The 23965-nt window shown below is 70.3% G+C and carries 19 protein-coding genes and 1 riboswitch; of the genes, 10 read left to right on the top strand and 9 right to left on the bottom strand.

Going from position 1 to position 23965, the window contains the following annotated elements; translation table 11 throughout:
• Positions 1 to 102: 102 nt before the first annotated feature.
• On the bottom strand, positions 103 to 795 hold the full coding sequence (locus B0675_RS17905; RefSeq protein ID WP_081219818.1) for a response regulator: 693 nt from the start codon (positions 793 to 795) through the stop codon (positions 103 to 105).
• A gap of 161 nt (positions 796 to 956) precedes the next feature.
• Here B0675_RS17905 and B0675_RS17910 point away from each other — a divergent pair, with 161 nt between their 5' ends.
• The 3 genes from B0675_RS17910 (at position 957) to B0675_RS17920 (ending at position 3761) form a co-directional block, all read left to right on the top strand.
• On the top strand, positions 957 to 1772 hold the full coding sequence (locus tag B0675_RS17910) for an ABC transporter ATP-binding protein (protein WP_081219819.1): 816 nt from the start codon (positions 957 to 959) through the stop codon (positions 1770 to 1772).
• Entirely contained in the window at positions 1762 to 2625 is an 864-nt protein-coding gene (locus tag B0675_RS17915) for an ABC transporter permease (protein WP_081221853.1), read from the top strand. Before B0675_RS17910 ends, B0675_RS17915 begins: the two co-directional genes overlap by 11 nt.
• A gap of 74 nt (positions 2626 to 2699) precedes the next feature.
• On the top strand, positions 2700 to 3761 hold the full coding sequence (locus B0675_RS17920) for an ABC transporter substrate-binding protein (protein WP_081219820.1): 1062 nt from the start codon (positions 2700 to 2702) through the stop codon (positions 3759 to 3761).
• 36 nt (positions 3762 to 3797) lie between these two features.
• On the opposite strand, the gene B0675_RS17925 is transcribed toward B0675_RS17920, so the two are convergent.
• The 4 genes from B0675_RS17925 to B0675_RS17940 all read right to left on the bottom strand — a co-directional run bounded on the left by B0675_RS17925 (position 3798) and on the right by B0675_RS17940 (position 8804).
• Positions 3798 to 4478, bottom strand: coding sequence for a response regulator (locus tag B0675_RS17925; RefSeq protein ID WP_081219821.1), 681 nt, complete (start codon positions 4476 to 4478; stop codon positions 3798 to 3800).
• On the bottom strand, positions 4475 to 6193 hold the full coding sequence (locus B0675_RS17930) for a sensor histidine kinase (protein WP_081219822.1): 1719 nt from the start codon (positions 6191 to 6193) through the stop codon (positions 4475 to 4477). The genes B0675_RS17925 and B0675_RS17930 overlap by 4 nt, the downstream gene beginning before the upstream one ends.
• A 250-nt stretch (positions 6194 to 6443) precedes the next feature.
• Positions 6444 to 7388 carry a sucrase ferredoxin gene (locus B0675_RS17935; RefSeq protein ID WP_081219823.1) on the bottom strand — a complete coding sequence of 315 codons (945 nt, stop codon included), beginning with the start codon at positions 7386 to 7388 and terminating at the stop codon, positions 6444 to 6446.
• Positions 7389 to 7541: 153 nt separating this feature from the next.
• A complete protein-coding gene (locus tag B0675_RS17940; RefSeq protein WP_081219824.1) occupies positions 7542 to 8804 on the bottom strand; it encodes a citrate synthase in 1263 nt (420 codons plus the stop codon).
• Between the two features lie 96 nt (positions 8805 to 8900).
• On the opposite strand from B0675_RS17940, the gene B0675_RS17945 reads away from it, so the two are divergent.
• A complete protein-coding gene (locus B0675_RS17945; protein ID WP_081219825.1) occupies positions 8901 to 10067 on the top strand; it encodes a citrate synthase/methylcitrate synthase in 1167 nt (388 codons plus the stop codon).
• A 244-nt stretch (positions 10068 to 10311) separates the two neighbouring features.
• Here the strand turns inward: B0675_RS17945 and B0675_RS17950 are convergent, their stop codons facing one another.
• Both B0675_RS17950 and B0675_RS17955 read right to left on the bottom strand, forming a co-directional pair.
• A complete protein-coding gene (locus B0675_RS17950) occupies positions 10312 to 10548 on the bottom strand; it encodes a hypothetical protein (RefSeq protein WP_081219826.1) in 237 nt (78 codons plus the stop codon).
• A gap of 311 nt (positions 10549 to 10859) precedes the next feature.
• Positions 10860 to 11360 carry a DUF6082 family protein gene (locus B0675_RS17955; RefSeq protein ID WP_081219827.1) on the bottom strand — a complete coding sequence of 167 codons (501 nt, stop codon included), beginning with the start codon at positions 11358 to 11360 and terminating at the stop codon, positions 10860 to 10862.
• A 323-nt stretch (positions 11361 to 11683) separates the two neighbouring features.
• Between B0675_RS17955 and B0675_RS17960 the strand changes: the two genes are divergently transcribed.
• Complete coding sequence (locus B0675_RS17960) at positions 11684 to 12757, top strand: GTP-binding protein (RefSeq protein ID WP_081219828.1); 1074 nt, start codon at positions 11684 to 11686, stop codon at positions 12755 to 12757.
• A 26-nt stretch (positions 12758 to 12783) separates the two neighbouring features.
• Here the strand turns inward: B0675_RS17960 and B0675_RS17965 are convergent, their stop codons facing one another.
• Positions 12784 to 15243 carry a DNA topoisomerase IV subunit A gene (locus tag B0675_RS17965; protein WP_081219829.1) on the bottom strand — a complete coding sequence of 820 codons (2460 nt, stop codon included), beginning with the start codon at positions 15241 to 15243 and terminating at the stop codon, positions 12784 to 12786.
• A 355-nt stretch (positions 15244 to 15598) separates the two neighbouring features.
• On the opposite strand from B0675_RS17965, the gene B0675_RS17970 reads away from it, so the two are divergent.
• From B0675_RS17970 to B0675_RS17985, 4 genes are all read left to right on the top strand, one after another.
• Positions 15599 to 16945 carry a pitrilysin family protein gene (locus B0675_RS17970; RefSeq protein WP_081219830.1) on the top strand — a complete coding sequence of 449 codons (1347 nt, stop codon included), beginning with the start codon at positions 15599 to 15601 and terminating at the stop codon, positions 16943 to 16945.
• Complete coding sequence (locus tag B0675_RS17975) at positions 16942 to 18330, top strand: pitrilysin family protein (protein WP_081219831.1); 1389 nt, start codon at positions 16942 to 16944, stop codon at positions 18328 to 18330. The genes B0675_RS17970 and B0675_RS17975 overlap by 4 nt, the downstream gene beginning before the upstream one ends.
• 213 nt (positions 18331 to 18543) lie before the next feature.
• Positions 18544 to 18702: riboswitch (cyclic di-AMP (ydaO/yuaA leader) on the top strand.
• 12 nt (positions 18703 to 18714) lie between these two features.
• On the top strand, positions 18715 to 19479 hold the full coding sequence (locus tag B0675_RS17980; RefSeq protein WP_081219832.1) for a M23 family metallopeptidase: 765 nt from the start codon (positions 18715 to 18717) through the stop codon (positions 19477 to 19479).
• 197 nt (positions 19480 to 19676) lie between these two features.
• Entirely contained in the window at positions 19677 to 20372 is a 696-nt protein-coding gene (locus tag B0675_RS17985) for a GntR family transcriptional regulator (protein ID WP_081219833.1), read from the top strand.
• 240 nt (positions 20373 to 20612) lie between these two features.
• Here B0675_RS17985 and B0675_RS17990 read toward each other — a convergent pair whose 3' ends face one another.
• A complete protein-coding gene (locus tag B0675_RS17990) occupies positions 20613 to 20894 on the bottom strand; it encodes an HPr family phosphocarrier protein (RefSeq protein ID WP_081219834.1) in 282 nt (93 codons plus the stop codon).
• 177 nt (positions 20895 to 21071) lie between these two features.
• On the opposite strand from B0675_RS17990, the gene B0675_RS18000 reads away from it, so the two are divergent.
• Positions 21072 to 23909, top strand: coding sequence for a bifunctional GNAT family N-acetyltransferase/acetate--CoA ligase family protein (locus B0675_RS18000; protein WP_081219836.1), 2838 nt, complete (start codon positions 21072 to 21074; stop codon positions 23907 to 23909).
• Positions 23910 to 23965 lie beyond the last annotated feature (56 nt).

Consider the following 23965-nt stretch of genomic DNA (forward strand, 5'->3'; position numbering starts at 1 on the left):
GGTCAACATGAGGTGCCCGGGCCGCTGGGCGAAGGGGCCCGGGCAGGTCGTACGGCTGTCCGTCACGGCATCGCCCGAAGGATGCCGGCGCCTTGTGCCGCGCTAGGGCGACACCCAGGCGTACCGGTGTTCCGGGCGGCCCGTGTCGCCGTACTTGAGGGAGAGGCGCAGGCGGCCGACCTGTTCCAGGTGGCGCAGGTAGCGCTGGGCGGTGGACCGGCTGAGGCCCGTCTCGGCGGCCACCTCGTGGGCCGACAGCGGTTGGTGCGCGCGGTGCAGGACGCCGCAGATGAGATCGGTCGTCGGCTCCGAGTGGCCGCTCGGCAGCCCGGGAACGGACGGTGCGGGCGCGGCCCGCAGGGCGCCGAACATCCGATCGACTTGCTCCTGCCCGGTCACCCGTCGCCCACCCACCCGGTCCACGGTCCGGCGCAGGGCGGCGTACGAGTCGAGGCGGGTGCGCAGTGCGGTGAAGGTGAACGGCTTGACCAGGTAGTGCACAGCGCCCAGCCGCATCGCGGCACGGACGGTCGTCACGTCACTGGCCGCGGTGATCATGATGACGTCGGTGCCGTGGCCCTGTTCGCGCATCCGGTGGACGAGTTCGAGGCCCGTCAGGTCCGGCAGATAGTGGTCGAGCAGCACCAGGTCGACGGGCGTTCGCTCGACGGCGGCCAGAGCCTGGGCAGCGCTGTGCGCGCGGGCGACCACCCGGAATCCGGGCACCTTCCCCACGTAGCGCGCGTTGATCTCGGCGACGCGGAAGTCGTCGTCGACGACCAGGACGTCAATCATCTGGCCTCTTCCTCTCAAGGCCTGGCGAGCGTTGAGCCCGTGTTTCGGCTCCGCTGTTGTAGCGCGAGCAAAACGAGCACAACAGACCCTTGCAAGCAGAAGTAGGCCTTGTGCCCAGAAGACTGATGCTGTGGCCCGCGCCACATCTACGGTCCCGGCCCATGAGCGCAGACACCAGCCCCGCCATCGAGCTGCGGGGCGCGAGCAAGATCTTCAAGACCCCGTCGGGGGGTCTGCACACCGCCGTGCGGGAACTCGACCTCACCGTCGGACGCGGCGAGTTCGTCGCCGTCGTCGGCCCCACCGGCTGTGGAAAGTCCACCACCCTGACTCTGGTGAGTGGACTCGAGGAACCCACTGAAGGCGAGGTCCTCGTCACGGGGGAGCCCGTCTCGGGCGTCGGGAACAAGGTCGGTTTCGTCTTCCAGCAGGACGCCACGTTCCCCTGGCGCACGGTCCTGTCCAACGTGATGGCCGGGCCCCGTTTCCAGGGCGTGCCCAAGACCGAGGCGAAGGAGCGGGCCCGTGAGTGGTTGTCCCGGGTCGGGCTGACGGCGTTCGAGGACCGCTACCCGCACCAGCTCTCCGGAGGCCAGCGCAAGCGTGTCGCCCTCGCCGCGACCTTCGTCAACGACCCCGAGATCCTGCTCATGGACGAGCCCTTCTCGGCGCTCGACGTGCAGACCCGGGCGCTGATGTCCGACGAACTTCTCGAGCTGTGGGAGGGCACCGGCGCCTCGGTCGTCTTCGTCACCCACGACCTGGAGGAGTCCATCGCGCTCGCCGACAAGGTCGTCGTGATGACCGCGGGCCCCGCCACCGTGAAGCAGGTCTTCGACATCGACCTGCCGCGACCGCGCAAGGTCGAGTCCGTGCGGCTGGAGCCGCGGTTCATCGAGATCTACCGCGAGATCTGGGAGTCCCTCGGCGAAGAGGTCCGCATCACCCGCGAGAGGGGTGCCGCCGATGTCGCATGAGATTCTCAGCACCCCGGTCGTGGACACGGTGAAGACGCCGGGCCGCGAGCAGTCCCGCGTGCGGGCCGCGCGCAAGCGCAAGATCATGGTGAACGCAGCCCGGGTCGTGCTCCTGATCGCCGTCCTCGGCCTCTGGGAAGTGCTCTCGCGGGCGAAGGTCATCGATCCGTTCAACTTCTCGATGCCCTCGAAGATATGGGACCAGACCTACACCTGGATGACCCACGGAACCGCGCTCGGTTCCCTCGGCGAGCAGATCTGGTACACGCTGTACGAGGCACTGCTCGGCTGGGTCATCGGTGTCGTCGCCGGTGTCGTGTTCGGCATCGCGCTGGGGCGGATCACCTTGCTCGCAGACGTACTTGGTCCATACATCAAGGTGCTCAACTCGATACCGAGGATCGTCCTCGCGCCCATCTTCGTCATCTGGTTCGGGCTCGGGCCGGCCTCCAAGGTCGCCTCGGCCGTCGTGCTCGTCTTCTTCCCGGTGTTCTTCAACGCCTTCCAGGGCGCCCGGGAGGTCGACCGCAACCTCGTCGCCAACGCCCGGATCCTCGGCGCGAGCGACCGCCGCGTGACGCTCCAGGTCGTCATCCCGTCCGCCACGTCGTGGATCTTCACCAGCCTCCACGTCAGTTTCGGCTTCGCCCTCATCGGCGCGATCGTCGGCGAGTACATCGGCGCGACCAAGGGCATCGGCCTGCTCGTCGCGCAGTCACAGGGGACCTTCAACGCGGCCGGTGTGTACGCCGCGATGGTCATCCTCGCCGTCGTCGCCCTCCTCGCCGAAGGACTGCTCACCTTCGCCGAGCGCCGCATCTTCCGCTGGAAGCCGTCGGATTCCGACCGCTGACCCGCCACGGGCCCATCCGACCCGTGACCTGCCCCCGTACTGCTTCCCACCCCTTCACAAGGACGTGAATCCGCATGCGCATCACCGCCCGGTACTCCGCGTCGGCAGCCGCCGGACTGCTCGCTCTCACCTCGCTCACCGCCTGCGCCAATGACGCGGCCAGTTCGACGGCCGACTCCGGCAGCAACGGCGGTGGCGGCAAGGGGGAGCACGTCAAGATCATGGTCGGTGGCCTCGACAAGGTCATCTACATGCCCGCGATGCTCACGCAGCGGCTCGGCTACTTCCAGGACGAGGGTCTCGACGTCCAGCTCCTGAGCGAGCCGGCCGGTGTCCAGGCCGAGACCGCGCTCGTGTCCGGACAGGTGCAGGCGGCCGTCGGCTTCTACGACCACACACTCGACCTGCAGACCAAGGGCAAGGCGGTCGAGTCCGTCGTGCAGTTCTCGCACGCTCCCGGTGAGGTCGAGATCGTCTCCGACAAGCGGGCGGGTGACATCACGTCACCCAAGGACTTCAAGGGCAGGAAGCTCGGGGTCACGGGGCTCGGATCCTCGACCGACTTCCTCACGAAGTACCTCGCGGTGAAGAACGGTGTGAAGGTCAGCGAGTTCACGCCGGTGGCCGTCGGCGCCGGCCCCACGTTCGTCTCGGCTCTCCAGCAGGGTGCCATCGACGGCGGCATCACGACCGACCCCACCGTGGCCACCGTCCTGGCGAAGAAGCTCGGCAAGGTACTCGTCGACATGCGGACGCCCGAGGGATCGCAGGCGGCCCTCGGCGGCCCGTACCCCTCGTCCAGTCTCTACATGCAGACGGACTGGGTGAACGGTCACAAGGAGACGGTCCAGAAGCTGGCCGACGCCTTTGTGAAGACGCTTCGGTGGATGTCCACGCACAGCGCCTCCGAGATCGCCGCCAAGATGCCCGCGGACTACTCCCAGGGCGACAAGAAGCTGTACGCCGAGGCCATCCAGAGCACGCTCCCGATGTTCACCAAGGACGGCGTGATGCCCAAGAACGGTCCGGAGACCGTCGAGAAGGTCCTCAAGGCGTTCAACCCCAACATCCAGAACGCCGATGTGGACCTGAGCAAGACCTACACGACGGAGTTCGTGGACAAGGCCGCCGGCTGATCCCACGGACGCGGTCCGCCCGACCGTGCCATGCCGTCAGACGCGGGTCGCCCAGACATAGCGATGCTCCGGGCGCCCCGCGTCGCCGTATCTGAGGGTCAGTGTGGCCCTTCCGGTGCGCTCCAGCAGCTTCAGATAGCGCTGTGCGGTCTGCCGGCTCAGGCCGGTCTCCTCGGCGACCTCCTGCGCCGACAGCGGGCCCTCGGCGTCGATCAGGGCGCGCCGTACCAGCCCGGCCGTCGGGGGAGAGTGCCCCTTGGGCAGATCCGGTTCTGAGCTCGCCGAGAGGGTTCCGAAGATCCGGTCCACCTGCGCCTGTTCGGCCTCGCCGCCACCGTCCAGAGTGCGCCGCAGTTCCGCGTAGGCCTCCAGTTTTGTCCGCAGCCCGGCGAACGCGAACGGCTTAACCAGGTACTGGAGTGCCCCCTGGCGCATGGCCGCCTGAACGGTGGAGATGTCCCGGGCCGCGGTCACCATGATCACGTCCGTCTGACGGCCGCGCCGGCGCATCTCCCGGACCACCGAGAGGCCGGTCTCGTCGGGCAGGTAGTGGTCCAGGAGGACGAGGTCCAGGCGGGGCAGGGACTCCATCAGTCCCAGGGCCTCGGAGGCACTGTGCGCCTCTCCGGCGACGTGGAAACCCGGCACCTTCGCCACGTAGGCGGCGTTGACCCGGGCGACCCGGGTGTCGTCGTCCACGACCAGGAGCTCGATCATCGCGACTCCTCCTCGGTGTATCCGGTTTCCCGCGTTTCTTCCGTGCTCTCGACGGCCGCGCGCGCGGGATGGGCGTGCCCCGCGTCAACGGGCGTCTCCGCCGGCGCCTCCGTGAGCGCCTCGGGCAGCACGACGGTGAATTCGGCACCTCCGCCCTCCGCGTCCGCCACCTCCGCGCTGCCGCCCTGGCGTTCGGCGAACCGGCGCACCAGGGAGAGGCCGATTCCTCGCTTGCCGTGGGCCGGGGGCTTCTTCGTGCTCCATCCGTCGGTGAAGATCAACTCTCGCCGCTCCGCCGGGATGCCGGGTCCGGTGTCCTGGACTCGCAGCACTGCGGTGCGCTCTACCGACCGCAACTCGACCTCCACGCGTGCGTGGGGTGTGCCCGCGACGGCGTCCAACGCGTTGTCGACGAGGTTCCCCACGACGGTGACGAGCCCACGCGGGTCGACCAGCCGGTCCGGGAGCATCGTCCGGTCCGAGACCCACAAGGCCACGCCGCGTTCGGCGGCCACCGTCGCCTTGCCCACCAGAAGGGCGGCGAGGAGTGGATCGTGGATCTTCTCGGTGACCTGTTCCGCGGTGACCCGGTGGTCGCCGACCACCTCACCGACGAACTCCACGGCGTCGTCGTACATCTCCAGTTCGAGCAGCCCCAGAAGCGTGTGCATGCGGTTGGCGTGCTCGTGATCCTGCGCCCGCAGGGCATCGATGAGGCCGCGGGTGGAGTCCAGCTCGCGGCCCAACTGCTCCAGCTCGGTACGGTCGCGCAACGTGGCGACCGCACCGCCGTCGTCGGTGGGCATCCGGTTGGCGACCAGCACACGCTGTCCGCGGACGGTGAGCAGATCGGTGCCGGTGACCCGCCCGGCCAGTACGTCGGTCGTACGGCCGGATCCGAGCGCGTCGTCCAGCGGCTGCCCGATGGCCTCGGCACCGACGCCCAGCAGACGCTGCGCCTCGTCGTTCAGGAGGCGTACGTGACCGCCGCGGTCCAGGGCCACCACGCCCTCCCGGATGCCGTGCAGCATCGCCTCGCGCTCCGCCAGCAGTGCCGCGATGTCGGAGAAGGCCAGGTCACGGGTCTGCCGCTGCACTCTGCGGGAGATCAGATACGCGGCCAGCGCGCCGACGGCCATGGCTCCGCCCGCGTACGCGAACAACCCCGGGATCGCGTCGATCAACCGGGCCCGCACGCTGTCGTACCGGATGCCCACCGAGACCGCGCCGATGATCCTGTCGTCGGCGTCGCGCAACGGGACCTTTCCGCGCGCGGAGCGGCCGAGGGTTCCGGTGTCGATCTCCATGACGTCGCGGCCCTCCAGGGCCTTGCGCGGGTCCGTCGAGACCTGCCGCCCGATCTCCTTCGGGTCGGTGTGCGACCAGCGGATGCCCCGCGTGTCCATCACCACGACGTACTCGGCGTCGCTGGCCTTCCGTATCCGCTCCGCCTCGGCCTGCACGGGTCCGGCCGTGGAAGGACTCGTGCTCCTTAGATCCTCGGCGATCTGCGGCTGCACCGCCGTGGTCTGGGCGATCGCGAGGGCGCGCTGCATGGCCTGGTCGTCCAGTTGCGCGCTGAGCGGCGCCAGGAACAGGCCGGTGGCGAGAACGGCGACTCCCGCCGCGATCACGATCTGCATCAGCAGGACCTGCGAGAACACCCGCCGCGGCATGCCGAACCGCAGTCGTCGTGCGGGGGGAGTGGGCCTCATGCGTACGACCGTACGGGGGCGGGTGCAACGCATCGAAGGGGTTGTGGCAGGGATCTCTTGCTCCATACGGACCTGGTCCCCGCACGGAGGTCAACGCGAGGTGCGACTGGTCGACGATCGGCGATGGATGTCGATGAATGACGCGGCGCGGGTGTTCGTCGGCCGATCGATGATTGACGGAAGGCGGGTGTTCGTCGGCCGATCAACGGTTGTCGGCCGATCAACGGTTGACGGGCATGGATTCCGGCGATCAGCAGGCCACGGGGACGGCCGTCTCGTCCAGCTGCCGTACCGCCACCACGTCCATCCGGGCCGGGGAACCCAGCGCCGAGCCGCAGCTGTTGGGGCGGGGCGGCAATGAGGTTCCCTGAGCGACGGCCACCCTCCAGAGTCTGCCGTCGACATGGGCGACGGTGATCTCCCAGCGCGGAGCGGTTCCATCGGTCCGGACCACGGTCAGAGCGCCGGCGGCGTGCTCACCCGTCGCGTTTCGCACGGCCAGTTCGGCTGCCTGGCCGGGCCGCTCCCAGGCGGAGTTCCCACGGCACCCCTCGGTGACGACGCGGCCCTCGCGTACGCCCTGAAGGATCTCTTTGACGGCATGCGCTTCGGCACGGCCGTACGCGTAGCCGTGGGGCAGTACGAGCACCGTCGGGGAGAACCGATGACCGCCCAGATGAGTGACCTCCCACGCGCCGTTCACCCCGGAAGAGGCGAGTTCCGCCGCGAGAGGCCTGCCGAGCAAGGCACAGCAGCGGTCACGCTTTCCGTTCGTGCACACAAGGGCGAGCGGTTCGTCCGTGTGGGGCCGCGCGTCGAGGGCCGTGTCGAAGGACCGCGGGTCGCCCTGGCCGAGTGCGGCGAAGTCGAGGTCGAGGAGCAGCTCGGGATCGCACACCGTCGCGCCGTGCAGCCAGACGTTGCCCGGGGCTGTGTGGGCCGCGTAGACACGCCGCTCGGCGGGCGTACCGCAGTCCGCGTGGCGACCGGGGCGACGGATGAGCGCGATCCGCACGCCCGAGCCCTGCGCGGCCGCCTCGAGAGCGCGGCCGAGTGTGGGGTCCAGGTGGCTCGAAGTGAGCGCCTTGGCGCCCCAGGGCCCGGGCTGCTCGATCAGCAGCCATGTCCTCGCGGTGGCCGCGGTTCCCGCCAGGGGCTCGTCGAGGAGCCGCGACGCGCTTGTGCACGTACTCACAGAGGTGAGCCTAACCTGACTTCGACCGAAGTGGCTTCCTGCCGAGGCCACGGTCGGTGCACTCAGGGCGGTTGGCCGGCCCTTCGCATTGAGAAGAGGGCGGGCGCCGGGGCGGTTCTCGGCGGCACCCTCCCTGCTCGTCGGACGGGAGTCCTAGCTGCTGGGGAGCGGCTGTGGTGGGCGTTCGCCCACGTAGTGACCGCTCGGGCGCATTCTCAGCGGGCGTTCCGCGTACTCCTCCAGGGTGTGCGCGATCCAGCCCGCCGTGCGCGCGACGGCGAAGATCGTCTCTCCGGCGGAAGCCGGCATACCGGAGGAGACGGTGAAGGCCGCCAGCGCGAGGTCGACATTGGCGTGCAGGGGCGCGTGCCGGGCGGTGGTGGCCACGACGTCGTGCGCCGCCGCCACAGCCGGCGCCGCACCGGGTACGTCCTCCAGGAGTGCGAACAAGGCACGCGCGCGGGGGTCCTCGCCTGTGTACAGCCGGTGGCCGAGTCCGGGGACACGGCGGCCGGCGCGCAGCTCGTCCGCGACGACGGGGGCCGCGGTGCCCTGGTCGAGTACGTCGAGAAGCAAGCGGTGGGCGAGGCCGCTGGCCGCTCCGTGCAGCGGCCCTTCGAGGACGCCCAACCCCGCCGAAACGGCCGCGTAGGGGTGCGCCCGGGCCGACGCGGCGACCCGGACCGCCAGCGTCGACGCGGCCAGGTCGTGGTCCACCAGCAGCCCGAGTGCCGCGTCGAGGACCCGCAGTGACGGGACGTCGGGTGCGCGCCCGGTGAGCCTCGCCCACAGCCGACGGGCCAGAGGACCCTCGTCGCGGTGGTCGCGCCGGACCGGGGGCAGAGCGGCCACGAGGGTGGGGATGAGGGTCCGCCCGGTGCCGAGGACGGCGTTCTCGGAGAGGTCGAAGCGGAGCGGATCGGCGGCCGCCGCGGCGATCGCGGCGACGCGCAGACGGTCGGTGGGGCCGCTGTGCTCGGGCAAGGCGTCGACGCTGCGCCGAGCGGCGGTCACCGACGCCTCCGGGGCCGTGAACGTGACGCCTGGGCGCAGCTCGCCGGTCCAGAGCCATTCGGCGATCTCTTCATAGGAGTGGTGCGCCGCCAGCTCCGTCGCGTCGACGCCCCGGAAGTAGTAGCGGTCCTTCTCGATCAAAGTGATGCGCGTGCGGACGGAGAGTTCACCCGAACTTCCCGAACTGCCGCTGTTCTCGCGCCTGTTGCGTCGAGCGAGCGCCTCCACCTCCTTGGCGTCGAAGGTGCTTCCGCGCCCTCCTTGCTCGCGCCGGCTGCCGAGCTGTCCACGGCTCACATAGGCGTAGACGGTCTCCGGCTTCACGCCGAGCAACTCGGCGGTCTCCTTGGTGCTGAGCCGTCGGCCCTCGTGCCCTGGCGTTGCCGCTTCTCGATCCCTCATGGGCGCCACCGTATCTGTGGATCAAATATTGATCCAATCAATATTGACAGACATAGAGTCAAGCATGGACAGTCGAATCAAGTCCAGGGAGGAAACATGCCGATCAACCGAACCGCGTCCACCTCTGTCGACGTGCCGCGAGGACTCGCCGGTGTCGTCGTCACCGACACCGAACTGGGTGACGTCAGAGGGCTGGAGGGCTTCTACCACTACCGCCAGTACTCGGCCGTCGAACTCGCTCAGACCCGCGACTTCGAGGATGTCTGGTACCTCCTGGCGCACGGTGAACTGCCCGACCCGGCGCGCCGCGCCGCCTTCACGGAACGGACCGCAGCGCTGCGCCGGCTGCCGGACGACGTGGGCGCCGCACTGCCGGACATCGCCGCGGCGACCGGCCTCTCGGGTCCGCTCGCCGGTCTGCGCACCGCGTTGTCCCTGCTCGGCGCCTCGCTCGGATTCCGGCCCGTCTACGACATCGATGCGGAGCGCCGTCGCGACGACGGCCTCGCCGCGACCGCCGCCGTCCCGACCTTGCTCACCGCGCTGTACCGGATCGGGCAGGGGCTGGAGCCGGTCGAACCGCGCGAGGACCTGGGCTACGCGGCCAACTACCTCTACATGCTGACGGGCTCGGAGCCGGACACGCGCCGGGCCCGAGCGGTCGAGCAATACCTCATCTCAACCATTGATCACGGATTCAACGCATCAACGTTTACGGCACGGGTGATCGCGTCGACGGGGGCGGACGTCGCGGCCTGTCTCGTGGGCGCGGTCGGAGCGTTGTCCGGGCCCCTGCACGGGGGTGCTCCCAGCCGTGCGCTGGACACCCTCGACGCGATCGGAACGCCTGACCGCATCGACGGCTGGATCAGGGAACGCGTCCTCGCCGGCGACCGCATCATGGGCTTCGGGCACCCCGTCTACCGGACGGAGGACCCGCGTTCGCGGATGCTCCGAGGTATCGCCCAGGAGTTCGGCGGTCCTCTCGTCGACTTCGCCGTCGAAGTGGAACACCGCGTGGAGGCGATCCTCGCCGAACTGAAGCCGGGCCGCGAACTCCATACCAACGTGGAGTTCTACGCGGGCGTGGTCATGGAACTCTGCGGACTGCCCCGGGAGATGTTCACTCCCACGTTCGCCGCCGCCCGCGTCGTCGGCTGGAGCGCGAACATCCTGGAACAGGCGGAGGACTCGAAGATCATCCGCCCGGCGGCGCGCTACGTGGGGCCGGTCCCGCCGGTGACGGTGCCCATGCCGGACTGAGGGGTTCGGGTTCGGCACTCCGTGGACCGAGGGGCCCGGAGGCTCCAGGTTCGGGAGGCGGGGGACCCGGCGCGACGGGTGGCACGTAAAAGGCCCGGCCTCGTGACGATGCCGGGCCTCTGGTTCGCCGGGCAGGCCGACGAAGAAGTCCATCTGGTGGGGTGGGGCGAAAGCGGCGCGTGCTCCTCGTCGACCGGTCCGGGATCCACGTCCCGGCGCCCCGCGGGCGAACTCCGTTGCGAAGTCAGGCGTCCGGGATGTCTTTTTTGGCGCGCAACAGGGTGTCGCGGGTGATGATCACGATGCGCTCGTAATCGGCTCGTGCGGCGTCTGAGGGGAGCTCCGGGTCCAGCTCCTGGGTGGCCTCACGCCCGATGACGGCGAAATCACCGTCGGCGAGCTCGAAGATGTCGGGGCAGGACTGGCCAGAAGCGCTTCCGCGCTCGCGTGGACTGGCCCCGACACGTCGCACGATTCTCACGGGGTGCTACCAACCTTAGTTCGGGAACGACTGTCTGAGGTGTCGGCCGAGCGAAGGTTCCTCGGAGCGCGACGAACTCCGAGCGGAGATGTACGTCGGGGTAAGCGTCTCCGAGCGGGGGGTGTTCGTCGGAGGCATGGGTCTCCGAGCGCAGGGGTGTTCGTCCGGAGTGCTCAAAGATCTGGGCAGCGGTAACTTAGTTGATTTTTGCTGCCTGTGATGCATGAAACGTGAAACGTCAACCAGTCGGATGAATCTCGCCGACGCCGAGTTGACCAGAGTGGTGCGATCACCTGTGCCAGGCAGCAGGGTTACTCGTCGTCCGGCTCCCCGATCACCCACCATTCGTCGGCGTCGGCGTCCGCCTGATCCTGGATCAGTGTGTCCATCAGTCGGCCCAGCTGAGCCTCGTCCGAAGCGTCCGGCAGGCTCTTGCGGTGATGTTCCGTCGCCGCCCAGTACTCCCGGAAGATCGGGTTCTGGCAGATGATGCGGAAGTGACCGCGGAGCTCCGCCCGGTTCAGTGCCCCGATCCGGTGGAAGTACAGGGCATTGACGTAGAGCGCGTTCGCGAAGAGGTACTGGCGCTGCTTCTCGGGGCCGATCTCGGTCTCGTACGTGTTGAGGACGGCGGCGAGGGCGGGATCGTCCATGGCCTTGCACAACAGGTCGAAGTGGAGGCGGTGCTGCTCGGTGAGCACGGCACGCCTGCGATGCCGCACGCCGCGTTCCCTCACGGCGTGGGCCGCGGTGCCGATCCCGGCCCTGGCGGCCGAGCCGAACCTCCGTAGCGCGGAAATCTGTGTGGCCATGCCAACCCCCGAATCAGGCGACCGTCCGCCGGTCGTCGGTTGTGGGGCGACAGGGAGCGGACCGGCGAGCGGTGGGCGGCGCGCTTGCCGTCTCCCAGTCTTGCCGAGCGGCTCTGATCGGCAGGGAGGCGGAGAGGAGGCGCACGGAGGGACATGCGGATCGCGTTTCCCGGCGCCATGCCCAACGTGTGCCCCGCGAGCGCCGCGGACAATCGTTCAGTCAGGGGCGTTTCCTCCCGCTCGTATGCTGGGTCGGTATTCGTTCCCCGCGTGAGCGCCGGGCCCGTGAGCCGGTGCGCGCGCAGGTCTCAGAGAGGCGCACGTTGAGCCAGTCGAGCCCGCGGCAGATCCCCGTCATCGTCCTCGCAGGCTTCCTGGGCTCCGGTAAGACCACGCTGCTCAACCACCTCCTGCACCGCAGCGGCGGCAGCCGTATCGGAGCCGTGGTCAACGACTTCGGGGCGATCGAGATCGATGCGATGGCGGTGGCCGGAGCACTCGGCGACTCCACCGTGTCGCTCGGCAACGGATGCCTGTGCTGCGCCGTCGACGTGAGTGAACTTGATCAATATCTTGACCGGCTCGTTCGACCCTCCGCCCGGATCGACGTCATCGTCATCGAGGCGAGCGGCCTCGCCGAACCCCAGGAACTCGTCCGCATGGTGCTGGCCAGCGAGCACCCGGGCATCGTCTACGGGGGACTCGTCGAGGTCGTCGACGCCGCCGAGTTCGACGGGACGCGCGAGAAGCATCCCGAGATCGACCGACACCTCGCCCTCGCCGATCTCGTCGTCGTGAACAAGATCGACCGGGCCGATGACGGGGAGCGGGTGCTGCGCGTCGTCCGTGACCTGGCCGACCGCGCGGCGGTCGTACCGGCCACTTACGGCCGCGTGGATCCGGAGTTCCTCTTCGACTGCAGGCCGAGCGAGGAGCGCGTCGGGCAGCTCTCCTTCGACGATCTGCACGACCGGGAGAGCGACGGCCGAGACGTGGAGGGGCGGCCACGGGAGGGCGCGCACGAAGGCCACCTGCACAGCGCCTACACGTCCCTCTCGTTCACCTCCGACGTCCCCATGGACCCGCGGCGCCTGATGGCCTTCCTCGACAGCAGGCCCGAGGGGCTCTACCGGATCAAGGGCTACGTCGACTTCGGCGTCCAGGACACCCGCAACCGGTACGCCGTGCACGCCGTCGGGCGGTTCCTGCGGTTCTACCCCGAGCCCTGGGCCGACGCGGACCTGCGGCGGACCCAGCTCGTGCTCATCGGGTCCGCCATCGACACGGCGGCTCTCGACAAGGCGCTGGAGGGCTGCACGGAAGACGCCCCGCATGCCGACGAACACAGCATGTGGGGCGTCCTCCGCTACGTGCGGGAAACCGACTCCGAGAGCTGACCCGGACCGGACCGCGCCGGACCCGCCTACACCGGGCCCGCCACCACCGACACCGTCCGCCCCAGCGAGATGCCCGAGCCGTCACGGCGCGGGTCGATCTCCGGCAGGTCGACGGGCGTGCCGTTCTTCTGCGCCGCGCGTCCCGGCGTCGGGCCCGCCCAGGCCAGGGAGAGGCAGTCCTCGCCCTTCAGGAAGCGCTGGCAGCGCACGCCGCCCGTCGCGCGTCCCTTGCGGGGGTACTGGTCGAACGGGGTCAGCTTGGCCGTCGTCTGGACGGAATCGTCCAGCGTCCCCCGCGAGCCGGCCACCGTGAACACCACCGCGTCCACCGCGGGGTCGACGGCCGTGAAGGAGATCACCTTCGCGCCGTCGGTCAGCTTGATGCCCGCCATGCCCCCCGCCGCCCGCCCCTGCGGGCGGACCTGCGCGGCCTGATAGCGCAGCAACTGGGCGTCGTCCGCGATGAAGACCAGGTCCTCCTCGCCGGTGCGCAGCTCCACCGCGCCGACGATCCGGTCCCCGTCCTTGAGGGTGATGACCTCCAACTCCTCCTTGTTCGAGGGGTAGTCGGGCACCACGCGCTTGACGACACCCTGCTCCGTGCCGATCGCCAGGCCCGGCGACGACTCGTCGAGTGTGGTCAGGCAGATCACCGTCTCGCTCGGTTCCAGGCCGGACAGGAACTCCGAGACCGGAGCGCCTCCGGAGAGGTTGGGCGCCGACGCCGTCTCCGGCAGCCTCGGGAGGTCGATCACGTTCAGGCGCAGGAGGCGGCCCAGGGACGTGACGACACCGATCTCGCCGCGCGCCGTCGCCGGCACCACCGAGACGATCACGTCGTGCTTGGTGCGCTTGCCGTCCGGATCCTGCTCGAAGGGGTCGCCGTTCGCCGTGCGGGCCAGCAGCCCCGTCGAGGACAGCAGCACCCGGCACGGGTCGTCGGCGACCTGGAGCGAAACGGTCGGGGCCGGCGAGCCTGCGGACTCCAGGAGCACCGTGCGCCGGTCGGTGCCGAACTTCTTGGCCACCGCGGCCAGTTCGCCCGAGACCAGCTTGCGCAGCTCAGCGTCCGACTCCAGGATGCCGGTCAGCTCGTCGATCTCGCCCATCAGGCGGTCGCGCTCCGACTCCAGCTCGATGCGGTCGAACCGGGTCAGACGGCGCAGCGGCGTGTCCAGGATGTACTGCGTCTGGATCTCGGAGAGGGAGAAGTGCTCGATCAGGCGCTCCTTGGCCTGCGCCGAGTTGTCGCTGGAGCGGATGAGGCGGATGACCTCGTCGATGTCGAGGAGAGCGACGAGGAGACCCTCGACCAGGTGCAGACGGTCGCGCTTCTTGCCGCGCCGGAACTCACTGCGGCGGCGTACGACGGTGAACCGGTGGTCCAGGTAGACCTCCAGCAGCTCCTTGAGGCCGAGGGTGAGCGGCTGACCGTCCACCAGGGCCACGTTGTTGATGCCGAAGGACTCCTCCATCGGCGTCAGCTTGTAGAGCTGTTCGAGGACCGCCTCCGGCACGAAGCCGTTCTTGATCTCGATGACCAGGCGCAGTCCGTGCGCACGGTCGGTGAGGTCCTTCACGTCGGCGATGCCCTGGAGCTTCTTCGCGCCGACCAGATCCTTGATCTTGGCGATCACCTTCTCCGGACCGACGGTGAAGGGCAGTTCGGTGACGACGAGCCCCTTGCGGCGGGCCGTGACGTCCTCCACCGACACCGTGGCGCGGATCTTGAAGGTGCCGCGCCCCGTCTCGTAGGCGTCCCTGATCCCGGAGAGGCCGACGATCCGGCCGCCGGTGGGCAGGTCGGGGCCCGGGACGTGCTTCATCAGGGTCTCGAGGTCGGCCCCCGGGTACCGGATGAGGTGCCGGGCGGCCGCGATGACCTCGCCGAGGTTGTGCGGCGGCATGTTGGTGGCCATACCGACGGCGATGCCCGACGAGCCGTTGACCAGGAGGTTCGGGAAGGCGGCCGGCAGAGCCACCGGCTCCTGCTCCTGGCCGTCGTAGTTGGGCGAGAAGTCGACCGTGTCCTCGTCGATGGACTCGGTCATCAGGGACGTCGCGTCGGCCATCCGGCACTCGGTGTACCGCATGGCGGCCGGCGGGTCGTCGTTGCCGAGCGAACCGAAGTTGCCGTGGCCGTCGACCAGCGGCAGGCGCATCGAGAAGGGCTGCGCGAGTCGCACCAGGGCGTCGTAGATCGACGCGTCTCCGTGCGGGTGGAGCTTACCCATGACCTCGCCGACGACGCGGGCACACTTCACGTAGCCGCGATCGGGGCGCAGGCCCATCTCGTTCATCTGGTACACGATGCGGCGGTGCACCGGCTTGAGGCCGTCGCGGGCGTCCGGCAGGGCTCGCGAGTAGATGACCGAGTACGCGTATTCGAGGAAGGAGCCCTGCATCTCGTCCACGACGTCGATGTCGAGGATCTTCTCCTCGTACGAGTCGTCGGGCGGCGGGGTCTTCGTGCTGCGGCGGGCCATCGCTGCTGCGGCTCCTTCACAGTCTCTGCCGGGGCATGAACGGGTTCTGACGCGGACCATTGTGGACCGCCCCGCTGACAACGCCGACCGCGACCCGTCCGTAGCGGCCTCGCGGAGCGCCCCGCGGGTCCCGTCACGACCGTTCCCGAACCGTCGTCGTGACGTCCGCGGGACCCCTGCCTCACCCGTGCCGTCCCGGTGTCCGGGCGGTCCTCGGGGGCGTGCGGGGGGCGCTCGCGGTTCTCGCTCTCGGCGTACGAGGTGCGGGAACTTCGCCAGGCGTCCGCACGCTTGCATACAGTGGCAGGACCGACAGGAATGACGCAGTTCCGCGATCGAAGGGACGTACATGCCCATGGGTCACACGGCCACAGCTGAGGCAGGCTCCGGCGGCCTGACAGCGACCGAGCACCGCCTGGCCAACGGCCTGCGTGTGGTGCTCTCCGAGGACCATCTGACCCCGGTCGCGGCGGTGTGCCTCTGGTACGACGTCGGCTCGCGCCACGAGGTCAAGGGCCGGACCGGGCTCGCCCACCTCTTCGAGCACCTGATGTTCCAGGGCTCCAAGCAGGTCCACGGAAACGGGCACTTCGAACTCGTCCAGGGCGCCGGCGGCTCGCTCAACGGCACGACGAGTTTCGAGCGCACCAACTACTTCGAGACCATGCCCACCCACCAGCTGGAGCTCGCTCTCTGGCTGGAGGCCGACCGCATGGGCTCGCTGCTCGCCGCGCTGGACGACGAGTCCATGGAGAACCAGCGCGACGTCGTGAAGAACGAGCGCCGCCAGCGCTACGACAACGTCCCGTACGGCACCGCCTTCGAGAAGCTGACCTCGCTCGCGTACCCCGAGGGCCACCCGTACCACCACACCCCGATCGGGTCGATGGCGGACCTGGACGCGGCGACCCTGGAGGACGCCCGCGCGTTCTTCCGCACGTACTACGCGCCGAACAACGCGGTCCTGTCGGTCGTCGGCGACATCGACCCCGAGCAGACGCTCGCCTGGGTGGAGAAGTACTTCGGCTCCATCCTCGGGCACGACGGCAAGCCCGCCCCGCGCGACGGCTCGCTGCCCGAGACCATCGGCGAGCAGCTGCGCGAGGTCGTCGAGGAGGAGGTCCCGGCGCGCGCCCTGATGGCCGCCTACCGGCTCCCGGAGGACGGCACGCGCGCGTGCGACGCGGCCGACCTCGCTCTCACCGTCCTCGGCGGCGGTGAGTCCTCCCGGCTCTACAACCGGCTCGTACGCCGTGACCGCACCGCCGTCGCCGCCGGCTTCGGCCTGCTGCGGCTCGCCGGAGCGCCCTCCCTGGGGTGGCTGGACGTGAAGACGTCCGGTGACGTCGAGGTCCCGGTCATCGAGGCCGCCGTCGACGAGGAGCTCGCCCGGTTCGCCGAGGAGGGCCCGACGGCCGAGGAGATGGAGCGCGCGCAGGCCCAGTTGGAGCGCGAGTGGCTGGACCGCCTCGGTACGGTCGCGGGCCGCGCGGACGAACTGTGCCGGTACGCCGTCCTGTTCGGTGACCCGCAGCTCGCCCTGACCGCCGTACAGCGCGTCCTGGAGGTCACCGCCGAGGAGGTCCAGGAGGTCGCCAAGGCCCGCCTGCGCCCCGACAACCGCGCCGTGCTCGTCTACGAGCCCACCGCCCCCGAAGCCACCGACGCCGCTGACGACACCGACGAGGAGGCGGCGAAGTGACCGAGCTCGCCACCATGGACTTCCATCCGCAGCCCCAGGCCGGCCAGCCGAAGCCGTGGGCGTTCCCCGCCCCCGAGCGCGGCACCCTCGACAACGGCCTGACGGTCCTGCGCTGCCACCGCCCCGGCCAGCAGGTCGTCGCCGTCGAGGTGATCCTCGCCGCGCCGCTGGAGGCAGAGCCGGCGGGCCTGGACGGCCTCGCCACGATCATGGCGCGTGCCTTCTCCGAGGGCACCGACAAGCACTCGGCCGAGGACTTCGCCGCCGAGCTGGAGCGCTGCGGCGCCACGCTCGACGCGCACGCCGACCACCCCGGTGTCCGGCTGTCCCTCGAAGTGCCCGTCTCGCGCCTGCCCAAGGGCCTGGGCCTGCTCGCCGACGCCCTGCGGGCACCGGCCTTCGCGGACAGCGAGATCGAGCGCCTGGTGCGCAACCGGCTCGACGAGATCCCGCACGAGACGGCGAACCCGGCCCGCCGCGCGGCCAAGGAGCTCTCCCGGCAGCTGTTCCCGGCGACCGCGCGCATGTCGCGCCCTCGCCAGGGCACCGAGGAGACCGTCCAGAAGATCGACTCCGCGGCCGTACGGTCCTTCTACGAGAAGCACGTTCGTCCCGCGACCGCCACCGCCGTGGTGGTCGGCGACCTCACCGACGTGGACGTGGACGCGCTGCTCGGTGACACCCTCGGCTCCTGGACCGGTTCGACCGCCGAGCCGCGCCCCGTCCCGCCGGTGCACGCCGACGACACGGGCCGCGTGATCATCGTCGACCGCCCCGGCGCCGTCCAGACGCAGCTGCTCATCGGGCGGGTCGGCGCCGACCGGCACGACCGCGTGTGGCCGGCCCAGGTACTCGGCACCTACTGCCTGGGCGGCACCCTCACCTCACGCCTGGACCGCGTCCTGCGTGAGGAGAAGGGCTACACCTACGGCGTACGGGCGTTCGGCCAGGTTCTGCGTTCCGCGCCGGACGGCACCGGTGCCGCGATGCTCGCCATCAGCGGCTCGGTGGACACCCCCAACACCGGCCCGGCGCTGGACGACCTGTGGAAGGTGCTCCGCACCCTCGCGGCCGAGGGGCTGACCGACGCGGAGCGCGACGTCGCCGTGCAGAACCTGGTGGGCGTGGCACCCCTCAAGTTCGAGACGGCGGCGGCTGTCGCGGGCACCCTCGCCGACCAGGTCGAGCAGTACTTGCCGGACGACTACCAGTCGACGCTCTATCAGCAACTGGCCGCCACCGGCACGGTGGAGGCCACCGCCGCCGCCGTCAGCGCCTTCCCGACGGACCGTCTGGTGACGGTCCTGGTGGGCGACGCCGCGCAGATCGAGGAGCCGGTCAGGGCGCTCGGCATCGGTGAAGTCACCGTGGTCACCGCCGAGTAGGACCATGTGACCGAGATGGGCCCTGGTGACTGAAGAGTCACCAGGGCCCTCTTTTACGCGGACATCGCCCCCAAGATGTCCGTATTGGTACGGAGGTTGCCTTCTGTGCTGTGGGATGCGCTACAAAAACCGTGATCCGTTTGTTGTTCGAAAGATGCCACGTTTAGCGTCAGTCCGGCTGTTCGTCAGGCAGTGCGCCGCGCCCGCGGCACCGGACAGTCATCGCCGAGTCCCCGCATGGCGCGAGCCAGGGGAGCCGGGGACCCACGTAGTCCCTGGGGTGAATCGGACGCCCTCCCCGGAGGGGGTCCGTAGGAGACCTTCCTGCTCCGAACCCGTCAGCTAACCCGGTAGGCGAGAAGGAAGGAAAGGATCAGCCCTTACATGGCGTTCACCTGTGGCACCGGGAAGCACCGTCGTCCGAGCCGCGTGCAGCGCACCACGAAGAACGTAGTCGGCGTGGCGGCCCTCACCACCACCGGTGTCCTCGGAACCCTCGCGGCACCCGCGTTCGCCGCGGAGCCCTCCGCCGAGCAGACCGGGCTGACCCAGGCCATCACCATCGGTGACTCCGTGGCCGAGCAGATCGACGAGCAGGCCGACGCGCAGCAGCACGCGGCCGACGTGGCCGCCGCGCGGGAGAAGGCCGAGCAGGCCGCCCGCAAGAAGGCCGCCGAGCAGGCCGCGAAGGCGCGCGAGACCAAGGAGCGCGCCGCCCGTGCCGCCGAACGCAAGCGGCTCAACACCTTCGTCCTGCCGATAGCCGGCTCGTACGTCTCCACCGGCTACAAGACCGGCGGCAGCCTCTGGTCGTCCGGCAGCCACACCGGAGTCGACTTCCACGCGGCATCGGGCACCTCGGTGCACGCGGTCGGCGCCGGGACCGTCGTCACAGCCGGATGGGGCGGCGCCTACGGCAATCAAGTAGTGATCAAGATGCACGACGGCACGTACACCATGTACGGGCACCTGTCGTCCATCGGCGTCTCCGTGGGGCAGACGGTCACCCCGGGCCAGCAGATCGCGATCTCCGGCTCGACCGGCAACACCACCGGACCGCACCTCCACTTCGAGGCACGCACCACCGCGGAGTACGGCTCCGACATGGACCCGGTCGCGTACCTCCGCTCGCACGGCGTCAACGTCTGACGACCGCTTCGCGGCTTCTCCACCGTTTTCGATGCCCCGGCTCACCGAGCCGGGGCATCGTCGTTTCCGGAGGCCCGCTGTCCAAAAAATATCCATGGATTCAGGCCCGCCATCGGAAATTAAGGCTTCCTGCAATAGAGTCACTGAACAAGCGTCAATCGATGGCGTTTCGCGGGGATTAAAGCGGAGGTCCGGTCATGCGTATTCCGGCGCACTCGGTATGCACGGCGATCCGCGACGACATCGTCGCGGGCGTCTACGAGCGTGGCGGCCGGCTCACCGAGGAACTGCTCGCGCGGCGCTACGGCGTCTCGCGCGTCCCCGTGCGCGAGGCGCTGCGCACCCTGGAGGCCGAGGGCTTCGTGGTCACCCGGCGGCACGCGGGCGCCTGCGTCGCCGAACCCAGCGAGCAGGAGGGCGCGGATCTCCTGGAGATGCGCGTGCTGCTGGAGCCGCTCGCTGCCGCGCGCGCCGCGCAGCGCCGTACCGAGGCCCACCTCAAGGTGCTCCGCGGGCTGGTCAGGCTGGGCCAGGAGCGCTCCAGGAGGGGCAACAGCGAGGATCTGCGCTCCCTGGGCGGCTGGTTCCACGAGACGCTCGCACAGGCCTCCGGAAGCCCCGCGCTGACGTCGACCCTCTCCCAGCTGCGGCACAAGATCGCCTGGATGTACGTGGTCGAGGCGCCGGCCAACCCTGCCGAGTCCTGGGCGGAGCACGGCGGCATCGTCGACGCGGTCGCCCGGGGGGACGGCGAGCGGGCCCGCGCGATCACCGCGCTGCACGCGGAGCGCTCGGCGGCCGCGCACCGGCTGCGATTCCCCTCCGCCGCGGACCGGCAGGAGCGTGTGAGAACTTCGCAACATCCCGTAAACATGACGGGCCAGCGTCATTAACACGGGCACCGTATACAAAGAGGGTTATTCGGCGGGGCGCTATTTCTGCTGCCGTTTTATTCGCGTGCCGGGAATTTCCGGCACGCGTTCCTTTCGTTCACGCACGGTGTGATCCGGACGTGTCCCGTGAATTCCGGGACGGTGTACGAAAACGCGGGACGGCGTACGGAAACGGCTGAGCCGCGCCTCCCGGTGGGGGACGGCGCGGCTCAGCCGTGTGATGTCCGAGTGCCTGGGGGCTCAGACGGTCTCGGGGAGCTCGTCGAGCCCCTCGGCGACCAGCTTCGCCAGGCGGTCGAGGGCGGCGTCCGCACCCTCGGCGTCCGACGCGAGGACGATCTCCTCGCCGCCCTGGGCGCCCAGACCGAGGACCGCCAGCATGGAGGCCGCGTTGACGGGGTTGCCGTCGGCCTTGGCGATCGTCACGGGGACGCCGGAGGCCGTCGTGGCCCGGACGAAGATGGAGGCGGGGCGGGCGTGGAGGCCCTCAGCCCAGCCGACGTTGACGCGGCGCTCAGCCATGTGATGCTGCCCTTCAGCTGTTCAGGGTTGTCTAGACCAGTGTCCCATATCGTGAAGCCTGCCCGGACGGCACTGTCTCCGGCCCACGAGCAGCGTCCCACCGCGGCCCCGGTACGACGCCCGTTCCGCCCAGACTGCCTCGCGCCGTTGTCGTACGCGAGCCGTAGTCTGGGGCGCATGCAGACCCCGTCGGACCGGCACGAGTACCCCGCGCACTGGGAGGCCGACGTGGTGCTGCGCGACGGCGGCACCGCGCGCGTCAGGCCCATCACGGTCGACGACGCGGAACGTCTCGTCAGCTTCTACGAGCAGGTGTCGGACGAGTCGAAGTACTACCGCTTCTTCGCGCCCTACCCCCGGCTCTCCGCCAAGGACGTCCACCGTTTCACGCACCACGACTTCGTCGACCGGGTGGGCCTCGCGGCCACGGTCGGCGGCGAGTTCATCGCCACGGTGCGGTACGACCGGATCGACGCCCGGGGCCTGCCCGCGTCCGCGCCCGCCGACGAGGCGGAGGTCGCCTTCCTCGTGCAGGACGCCCATCAGGGCCGCGGTGTCGCCTCGGCCCTCCTCGAACACGTCGCGGCCGTGGCCCGCGAGCGCGGGATCCGTCGGTTCGCCGCCGAGGTGCTGCCCGCGAACAACAAGATGATCAAGGTGTTCACGGACGCCGGATACACCCAGAAGCGCAGCTTCGAGGACGGTGTCGTACGCCTGGAGTTCGACCTCGAACCCACCGACCGCTCGCTCGCCGTGCAGCGCGCCCGGGAACAGCGCGCCGAGGCGCGGTCCGTCAAGCGGCTCCTGGCGCCCGGCTCCGTCGCCGTCATCGGGGCGGGGCGCACCCCGGGCGGAGTGGGCCGCAGCGTCCTCGACAACCTCCGCGGGGCCGGCTTCACCGGCCGCCTGTACGCCGTGAACAGGGCACTGGAGGAGAAGGACCTCGACGGTGTCCCCGCGCACCGCTCCGTCCGGGACATCGAGGAGCCCGTCGACCTCGCGGTCGTCGCCGTCCCCGCCGAGCAGGTCCTCGACGTCGTCAGCGAGTGCGGCGAACACGGGGTGCAGGGGCTCGTGGTCGTCTCCGCCGGGTACGCCGAGAGTGGCGTGGAGGGACGCGAGCGCCAGCGCGAGCTCGTCCGGCACGCGCGCACGTACGGGATGCGGATCATCGGGCCGAACGCCTTCGGCGTCATCAACACCTCACCGGAGGTGCGGCTGAACGCCTCCCTCGCCCCGGAGATGCCGCGTCCCGGACGGATCGGGCTCTTCGCGCAGTCCGGCGCCATCGGCATCGCCCTGCTCTCCCGGCTGCACCGCAGGGGCGGCGGCGTCACCGGAGTGACCGGCGTGTCGACCTTCATCTCCTCCGGCAACCGGGCGGACGTGTCCGGCAACGACGTCCTCCAGTACTGGTTCGACGACCCGGACACCGACGTCGCCCTCATGTACCTCGAATCCATCGGCAACCCGCGCAAGTTCACCCGCCTCGCGCGCCGGACCGCCGCGGCGAAGCCACTGGTCGTGGTCCAGGGAGCGCGGCACGGCGGAGCGGCCCCCCAGGGACACGCCGTACGCGCCACGCGACTCCCGCACGCCACCGTCTCCGCCCTGCTGCGCCAGGCCGGCGTCATCCGCGTGGACACGATCACCGAACTCGTCGACGCGGGACTGCTGCTGGCCCGCCAGCCGCTCCCCAGGGGCCCCCGCGTGGCGATCGTCGGGAACTCGGAGTCGCTCGGCCTGCTGACCTACGACGCCTGCCTCGCCGAGGGTCTCCGGCCGCTGCCGCCGAAGGACCTGACCACGGCCGCCTCGGCGGCCGACTTCCACCGCGCGCTGTCGGACGCCCTCGCCGACGACGGCTGCGACGCCGTGGTCGTGACGGCCATCCCGGCGGTGGGGGAGACCTCCACCGCGGACGCCGCACTCGCCGAGGCGCTCCGCTCCTCCGCCGCGGCCGCCCCCGCCAAGCCCGTCCTCGTCGTGCACGTCGAGCTGGGCGGGCTCGCCGAGGCCCTCTCCGCCGCGGCCAGCACCGCCCCCCAGGCCGCCGAGGCGGCGACGGGCGGCGCGTCCGCCGCTTCCCGGCGCTTCCATCCCGCGGACGGGGCGCCGCCCGCCGAAGCGAGCGCCGACTCACCCGCGGACTCCCGGCTCATTCCCGCCTACCCCGCCGCCGAGCGCGCCGTCCGTGCCCTCGCGGAGGCAGTCAAGTACGCCCAGTGGCGGCTCGACGCCACCGAACCGGGCAAGGTCCCCGAGTACGAGGACATCGACGAGAAGGGGGCGGCCGAGCTGATCGACGGCCTCCTCGCGCGCGGAGAGGGACTGACCCTCGGCGGCGAGGACACCTGCGCCCTGCTCGGGCGGTACGGCATCGACGTGCACCGCGCGCTGCCCGCCTCCACCCCGGACGACGCCGTGGCCGCGGCGGACGCCATCGGCTACCCGGTGGCCCTCAAGACCACCGCACCGCACCTGCGGCACCGGGCCGACCTGGGCGGCGTCCGGCTGGACCTGGCGGATGAGGAGCAACTGCGCCGCGCATACGCGGAGTTGACCGAGCTGTTCGGGACCCCCGCGGTGCTGCGCCCGGTCGTGCAGGGGATGGCGCCGCGCGGCGTCGACACAGTGGTCCGCGCGGTGATCGACCCGGCGGCCGGGGCGGTGCTCTCCTTCGGGCTGGCCGGAGCCGCCTCCGAGCTGCTCGGCGACACGGCGCACCGGCTGATCCCGGTCACGGACCGGGACGCGACCTCGCTGGTCCGGTCGATCCGGACGGCACCGCTGCTGTTCGGCTGGCGCGGCTCCGCGCCGGTGGACACGGCGGCCCTCGAACAGCTGATGCTGCGGGTGTCCCGGCTGGTCGACGATCACCCGGAGGTCGTGGCCGTCTCCCTGGAGCCCGTGGTGGTCGCCCCGACCGGCGTGAGCGTCCTGGGCGCCACGGTGCGGCTCGCCCGCGCCCCGATCCGGGACGACCTGGGCCCCCGCACCCTTCCCGTCGTGTGACTCCGACGGCCGCCCGCAGGTCTCCACCCGGCGGAGTGACGTCCGACCGCGCGCGG

It is taken from the genome of Streptomyces sp. M41(2017) (genome assembly GCF_002078175.1).
GTDB lineage: Bacteria > Actinomycetota > Actinomycetes > Streptomycetales > Streptomycetaceae > Streptomyces.

Excerpts from the sequence above, each read along its gene's own strand:
- B0675_RS18000 (WP_081219836.1), top strand. The coding sequence starts at position 21,072 with ATGCAGACCCCGTCGGACCGGCACGAGTACCCCGCGCACTGGGAGGCC.
- B0675_RS17915 (WP_081221853.1), top strand. The coding sequence starts at position 1,762 with ATGTCGCATGAGATTCTCAGCACCCCGGTCGTGGACACGGTGAAGACG.
- B0675_RS17985 (WP_081219833.1), top strand. The coding sequence starts at position 19,677 with ATGCGTATTCCGGCGCACTCGGTATGCACGGCGATCCGCGACGACATC.
- B0675_RS17925 (WP_081219821.1), bottom strand. The coding sequence starts at position 4,478 with ATGATCGAGCTCCTGGTCGTGGACGACGACACCCGGGTCGCCCGGGTC.
- B0675_RS17930 (WP_081219822.1), bottom strand. The coding sequence starts at position 6,193 with ATGAGGCCCACTCCCCCCGCACGACGACTGCGGTTCGGCATGCCGCGG.
- B0675_RS17905 (WP_081219818.1), bottom strand. The coding sequence starts at position 795 with ATGATTGACGTCCTGGTCGTCGACGACGACTTCCGCGTCGCCGAGATC.
- B0675_RS17945 (WP_081219825.1), top strand. The coding sequence starts at position 8,901 with ATGCCGATCAACCGAACCGCGTCCACCTCTGTCGACGTGCCGCGAGGA.
- B0675_RS17910 (WP_081219819.1), top strand. The coding sequence starts at position 957 with ATGAGCGCAGACACCAGCCCCGCCATCGAGCTGCGGGGCGCGAGCAAG.
- B0675_RS17955 (WP_081219827.1), bottom strand. The coding sequence starts at position 11,360 with ATGGCCACACAGATTTCCGCGCTACGGAGGTTCGGCTCGGCCGCCAGG.
- B0675_RS17990 (WP_081219834.1), bottom strand. The coding sequence starts at position 20,894 with ATGGCTGAGCGCCGCGTCAACGTCGGCTGGGCTGAGGGCCTCCACGCC.
- B0675_RS17965 (WP_081219829.1), bottom strand. The coding sequence starts at position 15,243 with ATGGCCCGCCGCAGCACGAAGACCCCGCCGCCCGACGACTCGTACGAG.
- B0675_RS17970 (WP_081219830.1), top strand. The coding sequence starts at position 15,599 with ATGGGTCACACGGCCACAGCTGAGGCAGGCTCCGGCGGCCTGACAGCG.
- B0675_RS17920 (WP_081219820.1), top strand. The coding sequence starts at position 2,700 with ATGCGCATCACCGCCCGGTACTCCGCGTCGGCAGCCGCCGGACTGCTC.
- B0675_RS17940 (WP_081219824.1), bottom strand. The coding sequence starts at position 8,804 with ATGAGGGATCGAGAAGCGGCAACGCCAGGGCACGAGGGCCGACGGCTC.
- B0675_RS17980 (WP_081219832.1), top strand. The coding sequence starts at position 18,715 with ATGGCGTTCACCTGTGGCACCGGGAAGCACCGTCGTCCGAGCCGCGTG.